The organism is Peteryoungia aggregata LMG 23059 (genome assembly GCF_030814435.1).
GTDB lineage: Bacteria > Pseudomonadota > Alphaproteobacteria > Rhizobiales > Rhizobiaceae > Allorhizobium > Allorhizobium aggregatum.
Genome location: NZ_JAUSUW010000009.1, coordinates 15,395 through 33,192, shown reverse-complemented (window position 1 = coordinate 33,192; position 17,798 = coordinate 15,395). Strand labels below are relative to the sequence as shown.

18 protein-coding genes are annotated in these 17,798 nt (G+C 60.5%); 4 read left to right on the top strand and 14 right to left on the bottom strand.

Translation table 11 applies throughout. The annotated features are described in order from the left end of the window. Positions 1 to 4: 4 nt before the first annotated feature. From tsaE to J2045_RS15515, 8 genes are all read right to left on the bottom strand, one after another. Positions 5 to 1,534, bottom strand: coding sequence for a tRNA (adenosine(37)-N6)-threonylcarbamoyltransferase complex ATPase subunit type 1 TsaE (tsaE, locus tag J2045_RS15550; RefSeq protein ID WP_307374373.1), 1,530 nt, complete (start codon positions 1,532 to 1,534; stop codon positions 5 to 7). After that, entirely contained in the window at positions 1,531 to 4,074 is a 2,544-nt protein-coding gene (locus tag J2045_RS15545; protein ID WP_307374371.1) for a PAS domain-containing sensor histidine kinase, read from the bottom strand. Before J2045_RS15545 ends, tsaE begins: the two co-directional genes overlap by 4 nt. A 240-nt stretch (positions 4,075 to 4,314) precedes the next feature. After that, positions 4,315 to 5,712 (bottom strand): adenosylhomocysteinase, encoded by a 1,398-nt coding sequence (gene ahcY / locus J2045_RS15540; RefSeq protein WP_307374368.1) that lies wholly within the window; start codon positions 5,710 to 5,712, stop codon positions 4,315 to 4,317. 160 nt (positions 5,713 to 5,872) lie between these two features. Beyond that, positions 5,873 to 6,151, bottom strand: coding sequence for an HPr family phosphocarrier protein (locus tag J2045_RS15535; RefSeq protein ID WP_166602032.1), 279 nt, complete (start codon positions 6,149 to 6,151; stop codon positions 5,873 to 5,875). A gap of 4 nt (positions 6,152 to 6,155) precedes the next feature. Then, the gene (locus J2045_RS15530; protein WP_166602033.1) at positions 6,156 to 6,557 is read right to left on the bottom strand and encodes a PTS sugar transporter subunit IIA; all 402 of its coding nucleotides are present in this window, start codon (positions 6,555 to 6,557) and stop codon (positions 6,156 to 6,158) included. Positions 6,558 to 6,671: 114 nt separating this feature from the next. Beyond that, positions 6,672 to 7,133: an HPr kinase/phosphorylase gene (locus J2045_RS15525; RefSeq protein WP_307374360.1), complete on the bottom strand. Its 462-nt coding sequence runs from the start codon at positions 7,131 to 7,133 to the stop codon at positions 6,672 to 6,674. Then, the gene (locus tag J2045_RS15520) at positions 7,130 to 8,884 is read right to left on the bottom strand and encodes a sensor histidine kinase (RefSeq protein ID WP_370873151.1); all 1,755 of its coding nucleotides are present in this window, start codon (positions 8,882 to 8,884) and stop codon (positions 7,130 to 7,132) included. Before J2045_RS15520 ends, J2045_RS15525 begins: the two co-directional genes overlap by 4 nt. 95 nt (positions 8,885 to 8,979) lie before the next feature. Then, on the bottom strand, positions 8,980 to 9,705 hold the full coding sequence (locus J2045_RS15515) for a response regulator transcription factor (protein WP_205911279.1): 726 nt from the start codon (positions 9,703 to 9,705) through the stop codon (positions 8,980 to 8,982). Between the two features lie 340 nt (positions 9,706 to 10,045). On the opposite strand from J2045_RS15515, the gene J2045_RS15510 reads away from it, so the two are divergent. The 3 genes from J2045_RS15510 to J2045_RS15500 all read left to right on the top strand — a co-directional run bounded on the left by J2045_RS15510 (position 10,046) and on the right by J2045_RS15500 (position 12,838). Then, the gene (locus J2045_RS15510; RefSeq protein ID WP_307374358.1) at positions 10,046 to 11,656 is read left to right on the top strand and encodes a phosphoenolpyruvate carboxykinase; all 1,611 of its coding nucleotides are present in this window, start codon (positions 10,046 to 10,048) and stop codon (positions 11,654 to 11,656) included. A 115-nt stretch (positions 11,657 to 11,771) separates the two neighbouring features. Beyond that, positions 11,772 to 12,206 (top strand): alternative ribosome rescue aminoacyl-tRNA hydrolase ArfB, encoded by a 435-nt coding sequence (gene arfB / locus J2045_RS15505; protein WP_307374357.1) that lies wholly within the window; start codon positions 11,772 to 11,774, stop codon positions 12,204 to 12,206. A 2-nt stretch (positions 12,207 to 12,208) separates the two neighbouring features. After that, positions 12,209 to 12,838: an alpha-ketoglutarate-dependent dioxygenase AlkB family protein gene (locus J2045_RS15500; RefSeq protein ID WP_307374356.1), complete on the top strand. Its 630-nt coding sequence runs from the start codon at positions 12,209 to 12,211 to the stop codon at positions 12,836 to 12,838. A gap of 15 nt (positions 12,839 to 12,853) precedes the next feature. Here J2045_RS15500 and coaA read toward each other — a convergent pair whose 3' ends face one another. The 6 genes from coaA to hisB form a co-directional block, all read right to left on the bottom strand. After that, the gene (gene coaA / locus J2045_RS15495) at positions 12,854 to 13,849 is read right to left on the bottom strand and encodes a type I pantothenate kinase (protein WP_307374355.1); all 996 of its coding nucleotides are present in this window, start codon (positions 13,847 to 13,849) and stop codon (positions 12,854 to 12,856) included. Beyond that, positions 13,846 to 14,169, bottom strand: a complete 324-nt coding sequence (locus J2045_RS15490; protein WP_307374354.1) for a phosphoribosyl-ATP diphosphatase — start codon at positions 14,167 to 14,169, stop codon at positions 13,846 to 13,848. The genes coaA and J2045_RS15490 overlap by 4 nt, the downstream gene beginning before the upstream one ends. 16 nt (positions 14,170 to 14,185) lie before the next feature. Next, positions 14,186 to 14,962, bottom strand: a complete 777-nt coding sequence (hisF, locus tag J2045_RS15485; protein WP_307374353.1) for an imidazole glycerol phosphate synthase subunit HisF — start codon at positions 14,960 to 14,962, stop codon at positions 14,186 to 14,188. Positions 14,963 to 14,972: 10 nt separating this feature from the next. Continuing rightward, entirely contained in the window at positions 14,973 to 15,707 is a 735-nt protein-coding gene (gene hisA / locus J2045_RS15480) for a 1-(5-phosphoribosyl)-5-[(5-phosphoribosylamino)methylideneamino]imidazole-4-carboxamide isomerase (protein WP_307374352.1), read from the bottom strand. A gap of 17 nt (positions 15,708 to 15,724) precedes the next feature. Continuing rightward, entirely contained in the window at positions 15,725 to 16,375 is a 651-nt protein-coding gene (hisH, locus tag J2045_RS15475) for an imidazole glycerol phosphate synthase subunit HisH (protein WP_307374350.1), read from the bottom strand. A gap of 86 nt (positions 16,376 to 16,461) precedes the next feature. After that, entirely contained in the window at positions 16,462 to 17,058 is a 597-nt protein-coding gene (gene hisB / locus J2045_RS15470) for an imidazoleglycerol-phosphate dehydratase HisB (protein WP_307374348.1), read from the bottom strand. 200 nt (positions 17,059 to 17,258) lie between these two features. Here hisB and hslV point away from each other — a divergent pair, with 200 nt between their 5' ends. Further along, positions 17,259 to 17,786: an ATP-dependent protease subunit HslV gene (gene hslV, locus J2045_RS15465; RefSeq protein ID WP_307374346.1), complete on the top strand. Its 528-nt coding sequence runs from the start codon at positions 17,259 to 17,261 to the stop codon at positions 17,784 to 17,786. Positions 17,787 to 17,798: the final 12 nt, after the last annotated feature.

Here is a 17,798-nt window from a genome sequence, read left to right as displayed (position 1 = left end):
TTGCTCAGGCCGGTGATTCGGGAAACTCGATTCCAGCCTCTATGCACCAGTTCCGCAAGGGGGCGAGCACGGGATGTTCGAAAGCAACACTCAGGTGCCAGAGTGTGCGGGGAAGATGGCGCATATAGCCCGGCTTGCCGTCGCGATCCTTCAGCCGCACCCAGAGCCCGTTCAGCTTGCAGGCTCGCTGCGCCGACACGATCGCCCAGCTTTTCAGGAATGCGGCCTCGTTGAAATCCGCTTTCCTGGCGCGTGCCGAAAGATAGTCGGCCATCAACTGATCCATCAGCGGCCGCTCGATCGTCACCCGCGCATCCTGGACCAGCGAAACGAGATCATAGGCCGAGGGGCCGATCATCGCATCCTGGAAATCGATAAGGCCGACCCGGTCATGCCCTTCGCGGTCTTCGCGCCAGATGATGTTGGGCGAATGAAAGTCACGCATCACGATGGACGTGTCGGCCCCCGCCAGCTCGTCGATCAGCTGGTCCCAGATGGCTAGATAGCTTGCCCGCTCTTCCGCTGTCGCCTGTTGCCCCTTGCGTTTCCAGGGCAGATGCCAGTCGAGAAGCAGCTCCACCTCGAACTTCATCGCCGCACGATCGAAATCGGGAATGACGTGTTTATGCCCGCCCGGAATACCGATCTCCCGATCGAAAGGCGTATCATGAATGGCGGCGAGGCAGGCAGCACTGGCGCGGTAGCGATCGGCGATCGGCTTTCCCTCTCCGTCGAGAACGCCGTCTTCACCGAGATCTTCGAGAAGCAGCAGACCTGCGTCGAGATCCTGTGCCAGGACTTCGGGAGCAGCAAAGCCGCGCTGGCGCAGTGCCTGTCCGATGGCCACGAAGGGCCGCACATCCTCGGCCAGATGCACGAGCTGCGAATAAGGCTTGCCATCGCGGATCGGCGGACCGTTCGGCCGCTTCGGCGCATCCATCAGGACAAGGCGGGCGCTTCCATCGGCCGGATAGACATGCTCATAGGCGCGGTTCGAGGCGTCACCTGTCAGATGGCGTCTGCGGGCGCCCTGATGGCCATGGCCGTCCAGAAAGCGGCGGATCTCGGTGACGCGCCGCAGCCGCGCAAGCTTGGCCTCGGGCGCATGCAGGGTGACGGTCCGTCCGCCATCGGCAGCGAAGGCGAAATGGATATCGATCCGGTTCTTGGGCAGTGCCCGGCCGGCTTTAACTGGCCATTCGATCAGGCAGATGCCGTCCGCCAGCGCCTCCTCAAGACCCAGTTCATCGAGCTCGCTTTCATCGGAAAGCCGATAGAGGTCGAAATGCGCAACGGGGATCTTGAGGTCGTAGGTCTGGACCAGCGTGAAGGTCGGGCTCGGGACTTCGAGTCCCGGATCCTCGGCCAACGCCCGGATCAGGGCGCGGCTCAGTGTGGACTTGCCCGCACCAAGATCGCCGTGGAGCGCGACGCAATCGCCGACCTCAAGGGCAAGAAGCAGATCCTCGCCGAACAACGCGGTGGCGCGATCGTCGGCGAGATCAATGGCAAGCGGGGTCGGCTCTGCGCTCATTCGGCGGCGGCGATCATCTGCGGTAGACTGGCAGAGGGAATGCGGCAATGAACCGTGGTTCCACGCCCCGGCTCGCTGTCGATCTTCACGTCCCCATGGTGGAGGTTGACGAAGCTCTGAACGATCGACAATCCGAGACCCGGTCCGCTGCGCTTTCCGCCCTTGGCGCTCGTCGAGAAGCGGTCGAAGGCCGAGGAGACGAGGTCCGGGCTCATCCCGCAGCCACTGTCGGATACCGAGAACACAAGGTCGGTCGCTTCGCGCCAGCACTTCATCGAGACGACGGAACCTTCGGGCGCGAAGTTGACGGCATTGGTGAGGATCTTGATGAGAATCTGCTTCAACCGTTGCCGATCGGCGACCAGATGGCCGAGTTGCGCAGGCGCCGCGATCTCCAGCGTGACCCCACCTTCCTGCAGTCGATCGGTCATCTGCATCGATACGTCATCCAGGAGATCGCTGAGGTCGATCTCTGAATAGTCCAGCTGCATGATGCCGGCATCGACCGTAGCCAGGTCGAGGATGTCATTGACGATGGTCAGAAGGACGGAGGACGATGTTGAGATATGGTCGATATACTCGGCCTGACGCTCATTGAGCGGTCCGATCGTCGGCGTCTTGAGAAGATCGGTGAAACCGATGATGTTGGTCAATGGTGAGCGAAGTTCATAGGAAACGTGCTGGACGAAATCGTTCTTGAGCTCGTCGGCCTTCTGGAGTGCCTCGTTCTTTTCCTTGAGGGCTCGTTCCGCCCGAACGCTATCGGTCATGTTGACGAATGTCAGCATGGTCTGCGCATTCGGCAGCGGCGTGACCGCATAGTCGAGAACAAGACCGGAATAGAGCTCAAGCGTGCCCTGACTGGACGGACGCTCGTCCTCAAAGCTGGTGATCAACTTGCCGAAGGCCTTCCAGCCATCCGGCTTGTCGTAAGAGGGCGCACAAGCCGCGTCGAGCAGGCGGATATGCGTACCAACTGCGGCCTGCGCCTCGGTGATACCCCAGAGTGCCCGGAAAGCGGGATTCGACAGCTGGATACGGCCGTCAGGCCCGAAGACAGCCACGCCTTCCGAAAGATGGTCGATGGTTTCCCCCTGGACCTGGACCAGCGTGTTGTAGCGCGTCTCCAGATTGAATTGTTCCGTCAGATTCTCGAAGACCCATGTCGCGCCACCCTGCGGATGTGCGGATGCAATCACGCGCAGCGTCTGGCCGTTCGGCAGATGCCAAAGATCGGTTTGGGTTTCCAGCGCCCTATAGACGGAGAGGCAATTGTCCTTCCATGCCTTCCAGCTCAATTGTTCCGGCAGCTTGTGTGCTGCACGCAGCCGGTCGAGCAGTTCTGCGTGATCGGGACGGCTTTCGAGGAAACGGGCCTCCAGGCCCCAGAGCTGCATGAAGGCCTGATTGTAGAACTGTAGTCTCCGGTCCGCATCGAAAATCGCGACGGGGGTTGCGAGGTGGTCCAGCGTGTCTGCGTGACTCTTCAGGGTTCGTGTCAGCTCCTCGCGGAGCGTCTCGGCAGACGAGACGTCGATCGCCATGCCGCAGGAGCCAGCAGGACCGCGCACGTCGACGACGTCGAAGAAGGTACGGGCTCCCCGCACGGCAGTCGACACGGTATCATGGTAGGGCGATTCCGGCGTTGCAGATGCTTTGATTTTCTCGCGGGTGAGGGTGCCGAGAATTTCCCGGCTCTCCTGCACGGCTTGCGCTGGCGAGCTTGCTTCCACGGCTTCGCAATAGGCCTGGTTCACCCAGATCAGACGTCCTTCGCCATCGCGCTGCCAGACCGGCTGCTCGATCGAATCGAGAAGGGATTCAAACGTCGCGATCGAGCTGCGCAGACGATTGCGCTCGATCTTCAGTTCGGCGAGTTCTGCACGCAGATTGTCCAGCGCAACGAAATGCGCATAGGCACGACCGCCATAGAGATTTCCCTGAACCTCAAGAACCTCCCCGCGCTGGGTTTCCACCACCAGATCAAAGGATTTGGCGTTCAGTCTGAGTCCTTCGATCGCCCGTTCTACTTCGCTAGCCGAATGCGGCTTGAGCCAGCGGCCAAATGCCAGAAAATCGGAGTCCTGCTGCGGAGATCCTGTTTCGACGGGAAGCTGGCCGAGGAATTCCGCCCTTCCGTTGTGACCATCCCAGATCACCGTGCGCCGGTTCTTGTCGGCGATCAGGGTCTGGTAGCGCGAAATCTTCTGCTGGCTATCGGAATAGGCGGAGCGAAGCTCGCGGACCTCGAGATCCAGCCGGTTTCGCTGTCTCATCAGGACGATCGCAAAGATCAATGCGGCAGAGACTGTTCCAAGCAAGACGGCGTAGCTCGCAACGTCAACGCTGTCGAAATTCCTCGCAGCCCCGCCGGTAGCTTGCGCATACGCGTAGCCTGGAACGATCAGCCCGGCCAGCGCGGAGCCGCAGGCCAGCACCCGGCGCATGGCTGTGACGGCCGAGCGCCTCGCCGTGTTCCGGAGCATATTCGCCTTGAGATCCAGATTTGCCCGCCAGAGGGTGGAAACACCGGCCGTCATAGCCGAATCCCGCTGACGCGGGGCGCGTTGATGTACCGACATTCTCGGTCTGTCTCCGTCTTATTATGTGCCGCATCGTCGACAAGACATCCGTATTCGCGGACCGCTCGTGCAGTTCACGAATCAAGTCCCAAAACAATACCGCCGATGGAAAGGGTCGGGAAGGCCGGGGCCCAAAAAAGAAAGCGGCGCCTTTGTCAAGGCGCCGCCCACTAGATGTAGATATTATCCAGCTATTTTTTAATAGCGGTAGTGTTCCGACTTGAAAGGACCCTGTGTCGTGACACCGATATAGGCAGCCTGTTCGTCCGAAAGCTGCGTCAGCTTCACGCCGAGCTTTTCAAGGTGCAGGCGGGCGACCTTTTCGTCGAGGTGCTTCGGCAGGACGTAGACGCCCGGCTTGTATTCATCGTTCTTCGCAAAGAGCTCGATCTGGCCGAGGACCTGGTTGGTGAACGAGGCCGACATGACGAAGGACGGATGGCCGGTTGCGTTGCCGAGGTTCAGCAGGCGGCCTTCCGAGAGCAGGATCATGCGGTTGCCCTTCGGGAACTCGATCATGTCCACCTGCGGCTTGATGTTCGTCCAACGCAGGTTCTTCAGGGAGGCGACCTGGATCTCGTTGTCGAAGTGGCCGATGTTGCCGACGATCGCCATGTCCTTCATCTCGCGCATATGCTCGATGCGGATGACGTCCTTGTTGCCGGTGGTGGTGATGAAGATGTCGGCCGAGGAGACGACGTCTTCGAGCGTGACCACTTCAAAGCCGTCCATGGCGGCCTGGAGGGCGCAGATCGGGTCAACTTCCGTCACCTTGACGCGGGCGCCGGCGCCACGCAGCGAGGCCGCCGAACCCTTGCCGACGTCGCCGTAGCCGCAGACGACGGCAACCTTGCCGGCCATCATCACGTCGGTACCGCGGCGAATGCCGTCAACGAGCGATTCCTTGCAGCCATACTTGTTGTCGAACTTCGACTTGGTGACCGAGTCGTTGACGTTGATGGCCGGGAAGGGGAGGAGACCCTTCTTGGCGAGTTCATAGAGACGGTGAACGCCGGTGGTGGTTTCTTCGGTGACGCCCTTGATCGCATCGCGCTGCTTGGTGAACCAGCCCGGAGAGGCGGCAAGGCGCTTCTTGATCTGCGCGACCAGGATTTCTTCTTCTTCCGACTGTGGATTGGAAAGAACGTCTTCACCCGCCTCGGCGCGGGCGCCGAGCAGGATGTACATTGTCGCGTCGCCGCCGTCGTCGAGGATCATGTTGGACAGGCCACCGTCAGCCCACTGGAAGATCTTGTCGGTGTAGTCCCAGTATTCGGTAAGAGACTCGCCCTTGACTGCAAACACAGGAATGCCGGCGGCAGCGATGGCGGCAGCGGCGTGATCCTGGGTTGAGAAGATGTTGCAGGATGCCCAGCGCACGTCGGCGCCGAGAGCGACCAGTGTCTCAATGAGGACGGCGGTCTGGATCGTCATGTGCAGCGAGCCGGTAATCCGGGCGCCCTTGAGCGGCTTGGTCGCCCCGAACTCTTCGCGGCAGGACATCAGGCCCGGCATTTCGGTTTCCGCGATGCTGATTTCCTTGCGGCCGAAATCGGCAAGACCGATATCGGCGATGACGTAGTCATGTTTGCTCATGGGTTTCTCCGGCTGGATCAGGGCCCGTCCTGTCCTTCCGGACGGACGAATGGCTGGCTCTCCCGCAGATCTGTCTGCGAGGCTCGCATCTTCCTAGCAGGGAAGTGCAAATAACGCAATCTGACATAAAGAAGTCTTTATGTCTTTATGTCGCGATGCTTTACATCTCCTCACCGAAACGATCGGCGACCAGCGAGACCAGAGCCTGCATGACGTCTTCGGCCTGCTTTCCCGTGGCAGTGACGCTGATCGAGCAACCCGGGCTCGCGGCCAGCATCATCAGACCCATGATCGAGGTCCCGCCGACGGTGGTTCCGTCTTTCGAGACGCTGACAGCTGCATCGAATCCGCCCACGGTTTGCACGAATTTTGCGGATGCACGGGCATGCAGGCCACGTTTGTTGATGATCAGGAGATCACGGGAAATGACGTCCGTCATGCCTTCACTTCCCGCTCAACACGCGACTTGCGACGTTGATATACTTCCTGCCGGCTTCCGATGCCTCCACGAGGGCACGGTCCATGTTGTTATCGCCCCGAACGCCGGCGAGCTTGATCAGCATCGGCAGGTTGACACCTGCGATGACTTCGATGCGACCGGTGTTCATGACGGAGATTGCAAGATTGGACGGCGTTCCACCAAACATGTCGGTCAGGATGATAACGCCATGGCCGTCATCCGCGCGCAACACTGCATCGAGAATGTCCTGCCGGCGCTGGTCCATGTCATCTTCGGGCCCGATCGAAACGGTCTCGATGAATTTCTGTGGGCCTACGACATGCTCCACCGCGTGGTGAAACTCTTCAGCCAGCTTGCCATGTGTGACAAGCACAAGTCCGATCATTCTCTACTGCCCCTTAGCGCAACACTCGCCAGATAGCTCACCATCGGCGGTTCGTCCATCAGTGGCTCGCCATCTTGTCGATCAGAACGCGAAGCGCAAGCCAAAACAGCGTTTCTATCGTCCGATCTGGTCGAGGAGGCCAGTTCGCGCGAGAATCAGACTGAGGGGAAAACGGCTCCAGGGTGGGACCCGAATCAAGGGAAGTTCGATCCCGTCCGCCAATGTATGGTGCTCATCATTCGCAGGAAGACGCTCACTTTCGTTGGCAGCCACCGTGCGAACTGCATATTTCAGTTCGGCTTCCGAGACATGCGCTATGGAAACAATGCCACTATATCGCAGCTCAATCATACCCAGTATCGGAAGCGGGCCCCGGGCGACCACCCTGCCATCCGCAGCAGAGATGACAAGCCGATCGTCTCCGACAAGGCCGGCCGCGAGTCCGAGCAGGCGTGCTTCGGCAAGGCAATCGAAGGCAAGTCCGGACTTGCCGCTGCCCGATGGCCCCACAAACACCAATCCGGTTCCGCCGACGGAAATTGCGGTGGCGTGAATATTGTGTTCGATCGCCTTCACGATGCCATCTCGACGGGCAGTGAAAGCACGAAGCGAGCGCCGTTGACCCGACCACTTGCCGGATCGATCACGTTCTCCGCGCGGAGCGTGCCGCCGTGAGCTTCGGCAATCTGACGGCTGATGGACAGGCCGAGCCCGGAATTCTGGCCGAAGCTTTCGCCTTCCGGACGGTCTGTATAGAAACGTTCGAAGATGCGGTCGATGGTCTCTGCCTGAATGCCCGGCCCGTTGTCCTCAACCTGGATCTGGCATCGACTACGGTTTCGGGTGAGCTTCACGACGATCCGTCCACCATCCTCGGGCACGAAGGATCGAGCGTTCTCGATCAGGTTGGTGACGATCTGGCCGAGCCGCAGATCGTGCCCCTGAACGGTGAAACCCTGTTTCGACCCAGCCTTTTGATCGACGACGCAGTCGATCTGCACGGCCTTCTTGCCGCTTCGGATCTCGCGCGAGATATCGACAAGGCTAGAGAGAAGAATCTGCAGATCGACCGGTTTCGCATCGGAGCGTGCCAGTTCGGCGTCAAGGCGTGAGGCGTCGGAGATGTCGCTGATCAGGCGGTCCAGCCGTCTGACGTCGTGCTGGATGATATCCATCAGCCGTTGCCGCGATTGGTCGGTCTTGGCAAGGGGTAGTGTTTCCACGGCCGAGCGAAGGGATGTCAAAGGGTTCTTGAGCTCGTGGCTCACGTCTGCGGCGAAGCTCTCGATGGCGTCAATGCGGTCGTAGAGTGCGGTGGTCATTTCCCGCAAGGCGATAGACAGATTGCCGATCTCGTCCTGCCGGATCGAGAAATCTGGGATTTCCTCACGCTCCTTTGCGCCTCTTCGGACGCGGATGGCTGCCGCTGACAGACGGCGCAAGGGATTGGCGATGGTTGAAGAGAGCAGCAGCGAAACGACGATGTTGACGAGCGTGGCGACCCCGAACACACGCAGGATCGCCAGACGCTCGGCATGCACGATCTTGTCGATATCACCGGCTTGTGTGGAAAGCAGGAGGACGCCGAGCACCGCTCGTGACCGCTGCACCGGCACCGCGACGGACACGATCAGCTCTCCTTGATCGGTCACCCGCACCACGGCACCGCGCACGCCGGTCAGGGCGTTCATCACCTCCGGATAGATAGAGCCGTCGCCACCCGGCGCCTCACGATAGATCGGCAGGTTGCCGGGCTGGAGGATGGTATTGAACATCCGCGTAATCCAGTCCGTGAAGCTGGAGGAGTCATTGTCCACGGGAGGCAGGTCGAAGCGCAGCACCTGGCCACGAGAATAGAGGTGCCGCGAATCGAGCAGAAGATTGGCATCCGCGTCGAAAAGGCGGGCCCGGATGCGTGTCGGCGAGATCAGTCGGCGCAGTACCGGCGCGACCCGTTCCGGATTGATCGGAAATTCCAGGTCCTCGTCATTTGGGACCGGAGTGATGCTTTGCCCGGCCTGAAGTTCGAGAAGTTTCTCAGGGTCGATGGTGATCGAGTTGGTGTCCACAGAAGCAGAAGCGGAGACAGCCGCCGCGATGATCTCCCCCTGGGTCAGAAGGCTTTCGACGCGGGCGTCGATCAGGCCTTCGCGAAACTGGTTGAGATACATGATCCCGCCGACGAGTACGATCAGCGCCGCGAGGTTGAAGAAGACGATCCGGCGCGTGAGGCTGGAGAAGAGCGCGTGACCAAAGATCCGGCGGATCAGGGTGAACGGATGGGAGAACAGCCGTCGCTGTTCGGAGCCGGGTTCCGGCTCCTCCATCTGTCCCTGGTCAACCTGCTGACTCAAACCTCTGCCTTTCGCCCTTCTCTCCTGTGCGACGGGCCATCGCTACCGGCCGCCGGGAAGTCCGGATCTCACGCTGCTTCGCGGAACCGGTAACCCACACCGTAAAGGGTTTCAATCATGTCGAAGTCGGTATCGACCATCTTGAACTTCTTGCGCAACCGCTTGATGTGGCTGTCGATCGTGCGGTCGTCGACATAGACCTGCTCGTCATAGGCCGCATCCATCAGCGCATCACGGCTCTTCACAACGCCGGGGCGCTGCGCCAGCGATTGCAGGATGAGGAATTCAGTCACGGTCAGTGTCACCGGATCGCCCTTCCAGGTGCAGGTATGACGCTCCTGGTCCATGACGAGCTGGCCACGCTCCAGCGTGCGGGCCTGTTGCTCTGCGCTTCCCTTGGCAGGGCCGCCACCGGCCGCCAGCGTTTCACGGCTCGCCGACCGACGAAGGATCGCCTTTACACGCTCGACCAGCAGGCGCTGCGAAAACGGCTTGGTGATAAAGTCGTCGGCGCCCATCTTCAGGCCAAAGAGTTCGTCGATCTCCTCGTCCTTGGAGGTAAGGAAGATCACCGGAATGTCGGATTTCTGACGCAGGCGGCGCAGGAGCTCCATGCCGTCCATACGCGGCATCTTGATGTCGAAGATGGCCAGCTGCGGCGGACGGGCGAGAAGACCGTCGAGAGCCGAGGCGCCATCGGTGTAGGTTTCGACCTTGTAGCCTTCTGCTTCGAGTGCAATCGAAACCGAAGTCAGAATGTTGCGGTCGTCATCCACGAGGGCGATCGTCTGCATAGTGTACGTCTCCGTCATCGTTGCGCTGCTCCTGGTTCGTCCAGCCCAGCTCTGGTTCCATGGCAGTGCGATATGGGGATAAAGGTGGAACAAATTGTGGCAGAGGGGAAGGGGAGCGCTTCGTCATTCGCGGTTCAACCGCAGATTTCTGTCGCAAGCAGTGTGCGAGAACGGCGGAATGGAAGCAGAACTAAACGATTTAAAATAGTCATTTTCCGTTTTAAATCGATTAAATAATTGATATCATTATATTTTTTGGCGAGACACCTTGCGTTTCAAGCCTTCACCGTTTAGTTTTCCCTCATTCAAGGTTCAGGCCCATGTGAGAGGAAGGCGCACCATGGAGGAATTCGGCGTGAGGAACCCGGCTGCGGGGATCGCGGAAATCGGCTTGGGAAAGGCCGCCAGCGTTCGCTACAATCTCCTGGAGGCTGCCCTTTATGAGGAAGCCATCCGCCGGGGAGAGGCCGAACTGACGGCTGACGGCGCATTGCGTGCGCTGACCGGCCAGCACACGGGTCGCTCTGCCAAGGACAAGTTCGTCGTTCGCGATGCGAAGACCGACGGGCAGATCTGGTGGGACAACAACAAGCCGATGTCGCCGGAGCATTTCGCCGTGCTGCATCAGGACATGCTGGCTCATGCTGCAGGCAAGGATCTCTTCGTTCAGGACCTGATCGGCGGTGCCGATGCCGACAACGCGCTTCCGACCCGCGTCGTGACCGAATTCGCCTGGCATTCGCTCTTCATCCGCAATCTGCTGATCCGCCCTGAGCGCGCGGCCCTCGAAGGTTTTGTGGCCAAGCTGACGATCATCGATCTGCCGAGCTTCCGCGCCGATCCGGCGCGCCACGGTTGCCGCACCGAAACTGTCATCGCCTGCGACCTGACCAAGGGCATCGTCCTGATCGGCGGCACGTCCTATGCCGGCGAGATGAAGAAGTCGGTCTTCACCGTCCTCAACTACCTGCTGCCGTCGAAGGGCGTCATGCCGATGCATTGCTCTGCCAATGTCGGCCCCGATGGCGACGCCGCAGTCTTCTTCGGCCTTTCCGGCACGGGCAAGACCACACTGTCGGCGGATCCGAATCGCACCCTGATCGGCGACGACGAACACGGTTGGGGCGAAAACGGCATCTTCAACTTCGAAGGTGGCTGCTATGCCAAGACCATCCGTCTTTCTGCCGAAGCCGAACCGGAAATTTTCGCCACCACCAAGCGTTTCGGCACAGTGCTTGAAAACGTCGTGCTCGACGAGGCCCGCGTTCCCGACTTCAACGATGGTTCGCTAACGGAAAACACCCGTTGCGCCTACCCGCTGCATTTCATTCCGAATGCATCGGAGACCGGTATCGCCCCGCATCCGAAGACGATCATCATGCTGACGGCGGATGCCTTCGGTGTGCTCCCGCCGATCGCCAAGCTGACGCCGGAACAGGCCATGTACCACTTCCTCTCCGGCTACACAGCCAAGGTCGCCGGCACGGAAAAAGGCGTGACCGAACCGGAAGCGACCTTCTCGACCTGCTTCGGCGCACCTTTCATGCCACGCCATCCGACCGAATACGGCAACCTGCTGCGTGATCTGATCGCCCGCCACAAGGTCGATTGCTGGCTGGTCAATACCGGCTGGACCGGCGGCGCCTACGGCACCGGCAACCGCATGCCGATCAAGGCAACGCGCGCACTTCTGACGGCTGCTCTGACCGGCGAGCTGAAGAAGGTCGACATGCGCACCGATACGAACTTCGGCTTCGCCGTTCCGGTCGCTGTCGCCGACGTCGACACGAAGATCCTCGATCCGCGTTCGACCTGGGCCGATGGTGCCGCCTACGACGCCCAGGCCAAGAAGCTGGTCGGCATGTTCATCGACAACTTCGCCAAGTTCGAAGCCCATGTCGACGGCAAGGTACGCGACGCGGCCCCCGGCATTCGCCTCGCTGCCGAGTGATGTGTTGATTTGACGACTACGAAGAGGCTCGGCATGTTTGCCGGGCCTCTTCTGCTTCCGGCTTGCCTTTGCAGTCTTTGCGGCCGATATGGAAGCCGAGAAAGAGACCGACGACATGGCAAGCGAACCCCTCGAGATCAACAACCGCATCACGATCGCCGGCTGGGAGCTGACGGAGCAGTTTGTTCTGGCTGGTGGCCCCGGTGGGCAGAACGTCAACAAGGTCTCAACCGCGGTCCAGCTCTTCTTTAACCTGCTGGGATCGCCATCGCTGAACGACCGAGTCAAGCAGAACGCCGCGAAGCTCGCCGGCAAGCGCCTGTCGAAGGAAGGCGTGCTGATGATTGAGGCGAGCCGCTTCCGCAGCCAGGATCGCAATCGCGAGGATGCGCGCGAGCGCCTCAAGGAGCTGCTGATCGAAGCCGCCAAGCCGCCGCCGCCGCCCCGCAAGAAGACCAAGCCGACCAAGGGCTCGATTGAACGGCGCCTCAAGGCTAAGTCCGGCCGCTCTGATGTGAAGAAGATGCGCGGCAAGCCGATGGGAGAATGACCATGGCCGCAGCGACAGCCGAAATCAGCCTCCAATCCGGTCTTCGCTATCTGCCGGGCCGCCTGTCGCGTGCGGAGCAGGAGAACCTCGTAGAAATAATCCGGGGCGTGGTGGCCGAGGCGCCGCTCTATGTGCCCGTGATGCCCGGCTCTGGCCGTCCGATGTCTGTGCGCATGACCAATTGCGGGCCGCTTGGCTGGGTCACCGACAAGGAGCGCGGCTATCGCTATCAGCCGACCCATCCGGTCACCGGCAAGCCCTGGCCCGATATCCCCGAAGTACTGCTCGATCTCTGGCGGGAGCTATCGGGCCATCCTAGAGATCCCGAAGCATGCCTCGTCAATTTCTATACCGATGACGCTAAGATGGGCCTGCACCAGGATCGCGACGAAACCGACTTCTCGGCCCCTGTGCTATCCATCTCTCTCGGAGATACCTGCCTGTTCAGGATCGGAGGGTTGGCGCGGACCGATCGTACCAAATCCCTGAAACTGGAAAGCGGCGATGTCTTCCTTCTCGGCGGCGAAGGTCGTTTGTGCTTCCACGGGGTGGACCGCATCTATCCCGGGACCTCGACCCTTTTGAAATCCGGCGGACGCATCAACCTGACGCTCCGCCGCGTCAATCCATAGCCGACGATCTATCGCCTACAATTTTCTGAGCGCCACCGTCTCAACGAGGTGATTATCACCCTTGCGCAGGATCAGATCGGCACGCGGGCGGGTCGGCAGAATGTTTTCCCTGAGATTCTTAAGGTTGATATTCGCCCAGAGCCCTTCGGCGATCTCCTTGGCCTCGTCCTCGCTGATCGTCGCATAGCGATGGAAGTAGGAGCTCGGATCACGGAACGCCGTCTGCCGTAGCTTCATGAAGCGATCGACATACCAGCGATGGATCGCGTTCTCGTCGGCGTCGATATAGATCGAGAAGTCGAAGAAGTCCGAGACCATCGGCACAATCTTGCCGTCGGCCGGCAGGTTGCGCGACTGCAAGACATTGATCCCTTCGAAGATCAGGATATCAGGCCTGTCGATCACCCGGTGCTCGTTTGGCAACACGTCATAGGTCAGGTGCGAATAGCTGGGCGCCTTGACGTTCGGCAGCCCCGCCTTGATCGCCGACAGGAAGCGCAGAAGCGCGCCGATGTCGTAGCTTTCTGGGAAACCCTTCCGGTTCAGGATGCCGTTCTTCACCAGATGCGCATTCGGGTACAGGAAGCCGTCGGTCGTCACGAGATCGACCTTGGGGCTCGAGGGCCAGCGGGCGAGCAGTTCCTTCAGGATACGCGCCGTCGTCGACTTGCCGACGGCCACAGAGCCGGCAATGCCGATCACGAACGGGGTCTTGAAGACATCCGACATGCTCAAAAAACGGTTGCGCTGCTCGAACAAGAGTTGCGAAGACTCGACATGCGACGACAGGAGGCGCGACAACGAAAGATAGATGCGCCTGACTTCATCGAGATCGATCGGGTCGTCGATCGAGCGCAGCCGGTGCACTTCGTCGGCCGTCAGTGTCAGCGGCGTATCGGCGCGGAAATGAGCCCATTCCTCGCTGTCGAAGAACAGGTAGGGGGAATAGCCGTTCGCCTGGAAATGGTCGAGGACGTCTGGCGTTTCGGGGTCCCGCATAGCTATCGTCATGGATCCTGCCGACTGGCCTTCTCATTCAGGCCCGTCTGAGCGGTCCGACGCTCAAGTTCCTGCATCACTGTTTGTAAAGGGATGTCCGCAATTTTCAATACGACCATCAGATGATAGAGCAGGTCCGCGCTCTCGTAGATTAGGTTTTCGCGGTCGTCTTTCACCGCAGCCATGACAGCCTCGATTGCCTCTTCGCCCAGCTTCTTGGCCGCCTTGGTCTGCCCGCCTGCGACGAGTTTCGCCGTCCAGGACTGGCTCGGATCCGCCTGAGCACGGCTCGCGACAATGGCTTCCAGATCGGCCAGGGTGAAATTGCTCATGACAAGCCTTTCCGCGTCAGTCGAGACGCATGGCGATGCCGGCTGCGGCCATATGGGCCTTGGCCTCTGCAATCGAATAGGTGCCGAAGTGGAAGATCGAGGCAGCGAGAACCGCGGTCGCATGCCCATCACGGATTCCGGCGACCAGATCATCGAGATTGCCGACACCGCCGGAGGCAATGACGGGTACGCGGACACTGTCGCCGATGGTACGGGTGAGGCCGATGTCATAGCCGCTCTTGGTGCCGTCGCGGTCCATCGAAGTCACAAGCAGTTCGCCGGCGCCGCGTTCGACCATCTTCACCGCGAATTCGACCGCATCGATGCCGGTCGGCTGGCGTCCGCCATGGGTGAAGATCTCCCAGCGATCCGTTTCGCCGACGGCTGAAACCTTCTTCGCATCGATCGAGACGACGATGCACTGGTTCCCGAACTTGTCGGCGGCTTCCGCGACGAAATCGGGGTTCTTCACCGCTGCCGAATTGATCGACACCTTGTCGGCGCCGCACAGCAGCAGTTTGCGGATATCGGCCACGGCGCGAACACCACCGCCGACCGTCAACGGCATGAAACAATGGTCGGCCGTCTGGGCGACCACGTCGAAGATCGTGTCGCGATTGTCCGAGGATGCGGTGATGTCAAGGAAGCACAGCTCGTCGGCGCCGGCAGCGTCGTAGGCCTTGGCCGCCTCGACTGGGTCACCGGCATCGATGAGATCGACGAAGTTGACGCCCTTGACGACGCGGCCGTCCTTGACGTCGAGGCAGGGGATCACGCGGGCCTTGAGTGTCATGGTCTTGTCCTCAGCCTCTCGCAGCCTTGATCAGGGCGAGCGCCTCTGCGGGGTCGATACGCCCATCATAAAGCGCGCGACCGGAAATCGCACCTTCAAGCTTCTTCGCATCCGGCTCAAGCATGCGCTTGATGTCTTCGATCGAGGCAAGACCGCCCGACGCAATCACGGGTATCGAAACGGCTTGGGCCAGTTCCAGCGTCGATGCCCAGTTGATCCCGGTCAGGATCCCGTCGCGGTCGATGTCGGTATAGATGATCGCGGCGACACCAGCGCCTTCAAAGCGCTGGGCGAGCTCGATCACGCCGAGTTCGGAGGCTTCCGCCCAGCCTTCGACAGCAACCTTGCCGCCCTTCGCGTCGATGCCGACGGCGACCTTGCCGGGGAAGCGCTTGCAGGCTTCGATGACGAGAGCGGGATCACGGACGGCAACCGTACCGAGGATGACGCGCGATAGCCCGCGCGACAGCCAGCTCTCGATATGGTCCAGCGTGCGGATACCGCCGCCAAGCTGTACCGGGTTCTTCGTCGCCTTCAGGATCGCATCGACGGCAGCGCCGTTGACGCTTTCACCGGCGAAGGCACCGTTCAAGTCGACGACATGCAGCCATTCGAAGCCCTGGTCTTCGAAGGCGCGCGCCTGTGCGGCAGGATCGGGGTTATAGACGGTGGCCTGGTCCATATCGCCTAGCTTGAGGCGAACGCACTGGCCATCCTTGAGGTCGATAGCGGGAAAAAGGATCATGGGAGTATCCGTGCCCGTCAGGGCGTCCAGGTCAGGAAATTGGCGATGAGCTTCAGGCCGAGCGCCTGGCTCTTCTCGGGATGGAATTGCGCACCCACCATGTTGTCGCGCCCGACAAAGGCCGTCATCGCGCCACCATAGTCTGTTGTTGCGATCACATCCTCGGGCTTGCGCGCAGCCAGATGATAGGAATGGACGAAATAGGCGTGCAGCCCGTCCGGTCCCGTCGGAATACCCGAAAACAGCGGATGAGGACGGTTTAGCGTCAGCGTGTTCCAGCCGATCTGCGGGATCTTGAGGGAAGGATCCGACGGCGTCATCTCGACGACATCGCCTTCGATCCACCCGAAACCATCGGTGACGGTCTTCTCAAGTCCACGCGACGACATCAGCTGCATGCCGACGCAGATGCCGAAAAAGGGGCGTCCCTTCTTCTCGACAATGTCAGCGATGGCGTCATGCATGCCGGGGACCGCATCGAGTCCGCTGCGGCAGTCGGCATAGGCGCCGACACCCGGAAGAACGATCCGGTCGGCGGTCGCGACCCGGTCCGCCTTGTCGGTGAGTTCGATCTCGGCGTTAAGGCCGGCCTCGCGGGCGGCCCGTTCAAAGGCCTTGGTTGCCGAGCGCAGATTGCCCGATCCGTAATCGATGATAGCTACACGCATGTTGTCCAGTCCTTTCTGCTCGACGATTCGGCTTCAACGTCCGAACCGGAGCAAGGTGGCAGTTTCCCCTGTGGGGAAGATGCCCCTTAAACCAGGGTGCCCTTGGTGGAGGGGATACGATTTGCCTGTCGCGGATCGACTTCGGTTGCCGTGCGAAGCGCGCGCGCGACCGCCTTGAAGCAGGTCTCGGCGATATGATGGTTGTTCGCGCCGTAATGGTTCAGCACATGCAGCGTGATCCCGGCGTTCTGCGCGAGAGCCTGGAAGAATTCGCGCACCAGTTCGGTGTCGAAGGTGCCGATCTTCGGCGCGCTGAAATTGACGTTCCAGACCAGGAACGGACGGCCGGAGACGTCGATTGCCGCCTTGGTCATCGTCTCGTCCATGGCAAGATCGATCGAGGCATAGCGGGTGATGCCCTTGCGATCGCCGAGCGCCTTGGAAATCGCCTGGCCGAGCGCAATACCCGTATCCTCGACGGTGTGGTGGTCGTCGATATGCAGGTCGCCCTTCACATTGATATCCATGTCGATCAGCGAGTGGCGGCAGAGCTGGTCGAGCATATGGTCGAAGAAGCCCACGCCTGTCGAAATTTTGCCCGTGCCGGTGCCGTCGATATGGACGGAAACCGAGACCGAGGTTTCGTTGGTCTTGCGGGAAACTTCGCCTTTACGCTCTGCCATTTGGCTGCTCCATGAGGATCTCGGCCCTCCCATAACAGCAGGGCGGTGAAATATCCAGAAGTTACATTGCGCTGCCGCAAGGCGGCGTCAGAGCTTTTGCCGCAGATTGCAATCGTTGAAAGCCCACTTACATAGGAACCGACAAACCCGGGCCCCAAAGCCCGTTCCGCAAGGCCCGCAAGGCGGGTGACAGGTGACTGATGACAACGATTATTACCGTACGCAAAGACGGCAAGGTGGTGATGGCCGGTGACGGACAGGTCAGCCTCGGCCAGACCGTGATGAAGGGCAATGCCCGCAAGGTCCGCCGCATCGGCAAGGGCGGCGATGTGATCGCAGGCTTCGCCGGCGCGACCGCCGACGCCTTCACGCTGCTCGATCGTCTCGAAAAGAAGCTCGAGCAATATCCTGGCCAGCTGATGCGCGCCGCCGTCGAGCTCGCCAAGGACTGGCGCACCGACAAGTATTTGCGCAATCTCGAAGCCATGATGCTGGTCGCCGACAAGTCGATCACGCTCGCAATCACCGGCAATGGTGACGTGCTTGAGCCCGAGCACGGCACAATCGCGATTGGCTCCGGCGGCAACTATGCCTATGCGGCTGCCCGCGCACTGATGGATACCGATCGCTCTGCCGAGGATATCGCAACACGTGCGCTGACCATCGCCGGCGAGATCTGCGTTTATACCAACAACAACATGGTGGTCGAAACCCTCGACGCCGACTGACGGCTGCCGATT

What these genes read in the sequence shown, in the direction of transcription:
- tsaE (WP_307374373.1), bottom strand. Translation starts at nt 1,534, where the DNA reads ATGAGCGCAGAGCCGACCCCGCTTGCCATTGATCTCGCCGACGATCGC.
- J2045_RS15545 (WP_307374371.1), bottom strand. Translation starts at nt 4,074, where the DNA reads ATGACGGCCGGTGTTTCCACCCTCTGGCGGGCAAATCTGGATCTCAAG.
- ahcY (WP_307374368.1), bottom strand. Translation starts at nt 5,712, where the DNA reads ATGAGCAAACATGACTACGTCATCGCCGATATCGGTCTTGCCGATTTC.
- J2045_RS15535 (WP_166602032.1), bottom strand. Translation starts at nt 6,151, where the DNA reads ATGACGGACGTCATTTCCCGTGATCTCCTGATCATCAACAAACGTGGC.
- J2045_RS15530 (WP_166602033.1), bottom strand. Translation starts at nt 6,557, where the DNA reads ATGATCGGACTTGTGCTTGTCACACATGGCAAGCTGGCTGAAGAGTTT.
- J2045_RS15520 (WP_370873151.1), bottom strand. Translation starts at nt 8,884, where the DNA reads ATGGAGGAGCCGGAACCCGGCTCCGAACAGCGACGGCTGTTCTCCCAT.
- J2045_RS15515 (WP_205911279.1), bottom strand. Translation starts at nt 9,705, where the DNA reads ATGCAGACGATCGCCCTCGTGGATGACGACCGCAACATTCTGACTTCG.
- J2045_RS15510 (WP_307374358.1), top strand. Translation starts at nt 10,046, where the DNA reads ATGGAGGAATTCGGCGTGAGGAACCCGGCTGCGGGGATCGCGGAAATC.
- arfB (WP_307374357.1), top strand. Translation starts at nt 11,772, where the DNA reads ATGGCAAGCGAACCCCTCGAGATCAACAACCGCATCACGATCGCCGGC.
- J2045_RS15500 (WP_307374356.1), top strand. Translation starts at nt 12,209, where the DNA reads ATGGCCGCAGCGACAGCCGAAATCAGCCTCCAATCCGGTCTTCGCTAT.
- coaA (WP_307374355.1), bottom strand. Translation starts at nt 13,849, where the DNA reads ATGACGATAGCTATGCGGGACCCCGAAACGCCAGACGTCCTCGACCAT.
- J2045_RS15490 (WP_307374354.1), bottom strand. Translation starts at nt 14,169, where the DNA reads ATGAGCAATTTCACCCTGGCCGATCTGGAAGCCATTGTCGCGAGCCGT.
- hisF (WP_307374353.1), bottom strand. Translation starts at nt 14,962, where the DNA reads ATGACACTCAAGGCCCGCGTGATCCCCTGCCTCGACGTCAAGGACGGC.
- hisA (WP_307374352.1), bottom strand. Translation starts at nt 15,707, where the DNA reads ATGATCCTTTTTCCCGCTATCGACCTCAAGGATGGCCAGTGCGTTCGC.
- hisH (WP_307374350.1), bottom strand. Translation starts at nt 16,375, where the DNA reads ATGCGTGTAGCTATCATCGATTACGGATCGGGCAATCTGCGCTCGGCA.
- hisB (WP_307374348.1), bottom strand. Translation starts at nt 17,058, where the DNA reads ATGGCAGAGCGTAAAGGCGAAGTTTCCCGCAAGACCAACGAAACCTCG.
- hslV (WP_307374346.1), top strand. Translation starts at nt 17,259, where the DNA reads ATGACAACGATTATTACCGTACGCAAAGACGGCAAGGTGGTGATGGCC.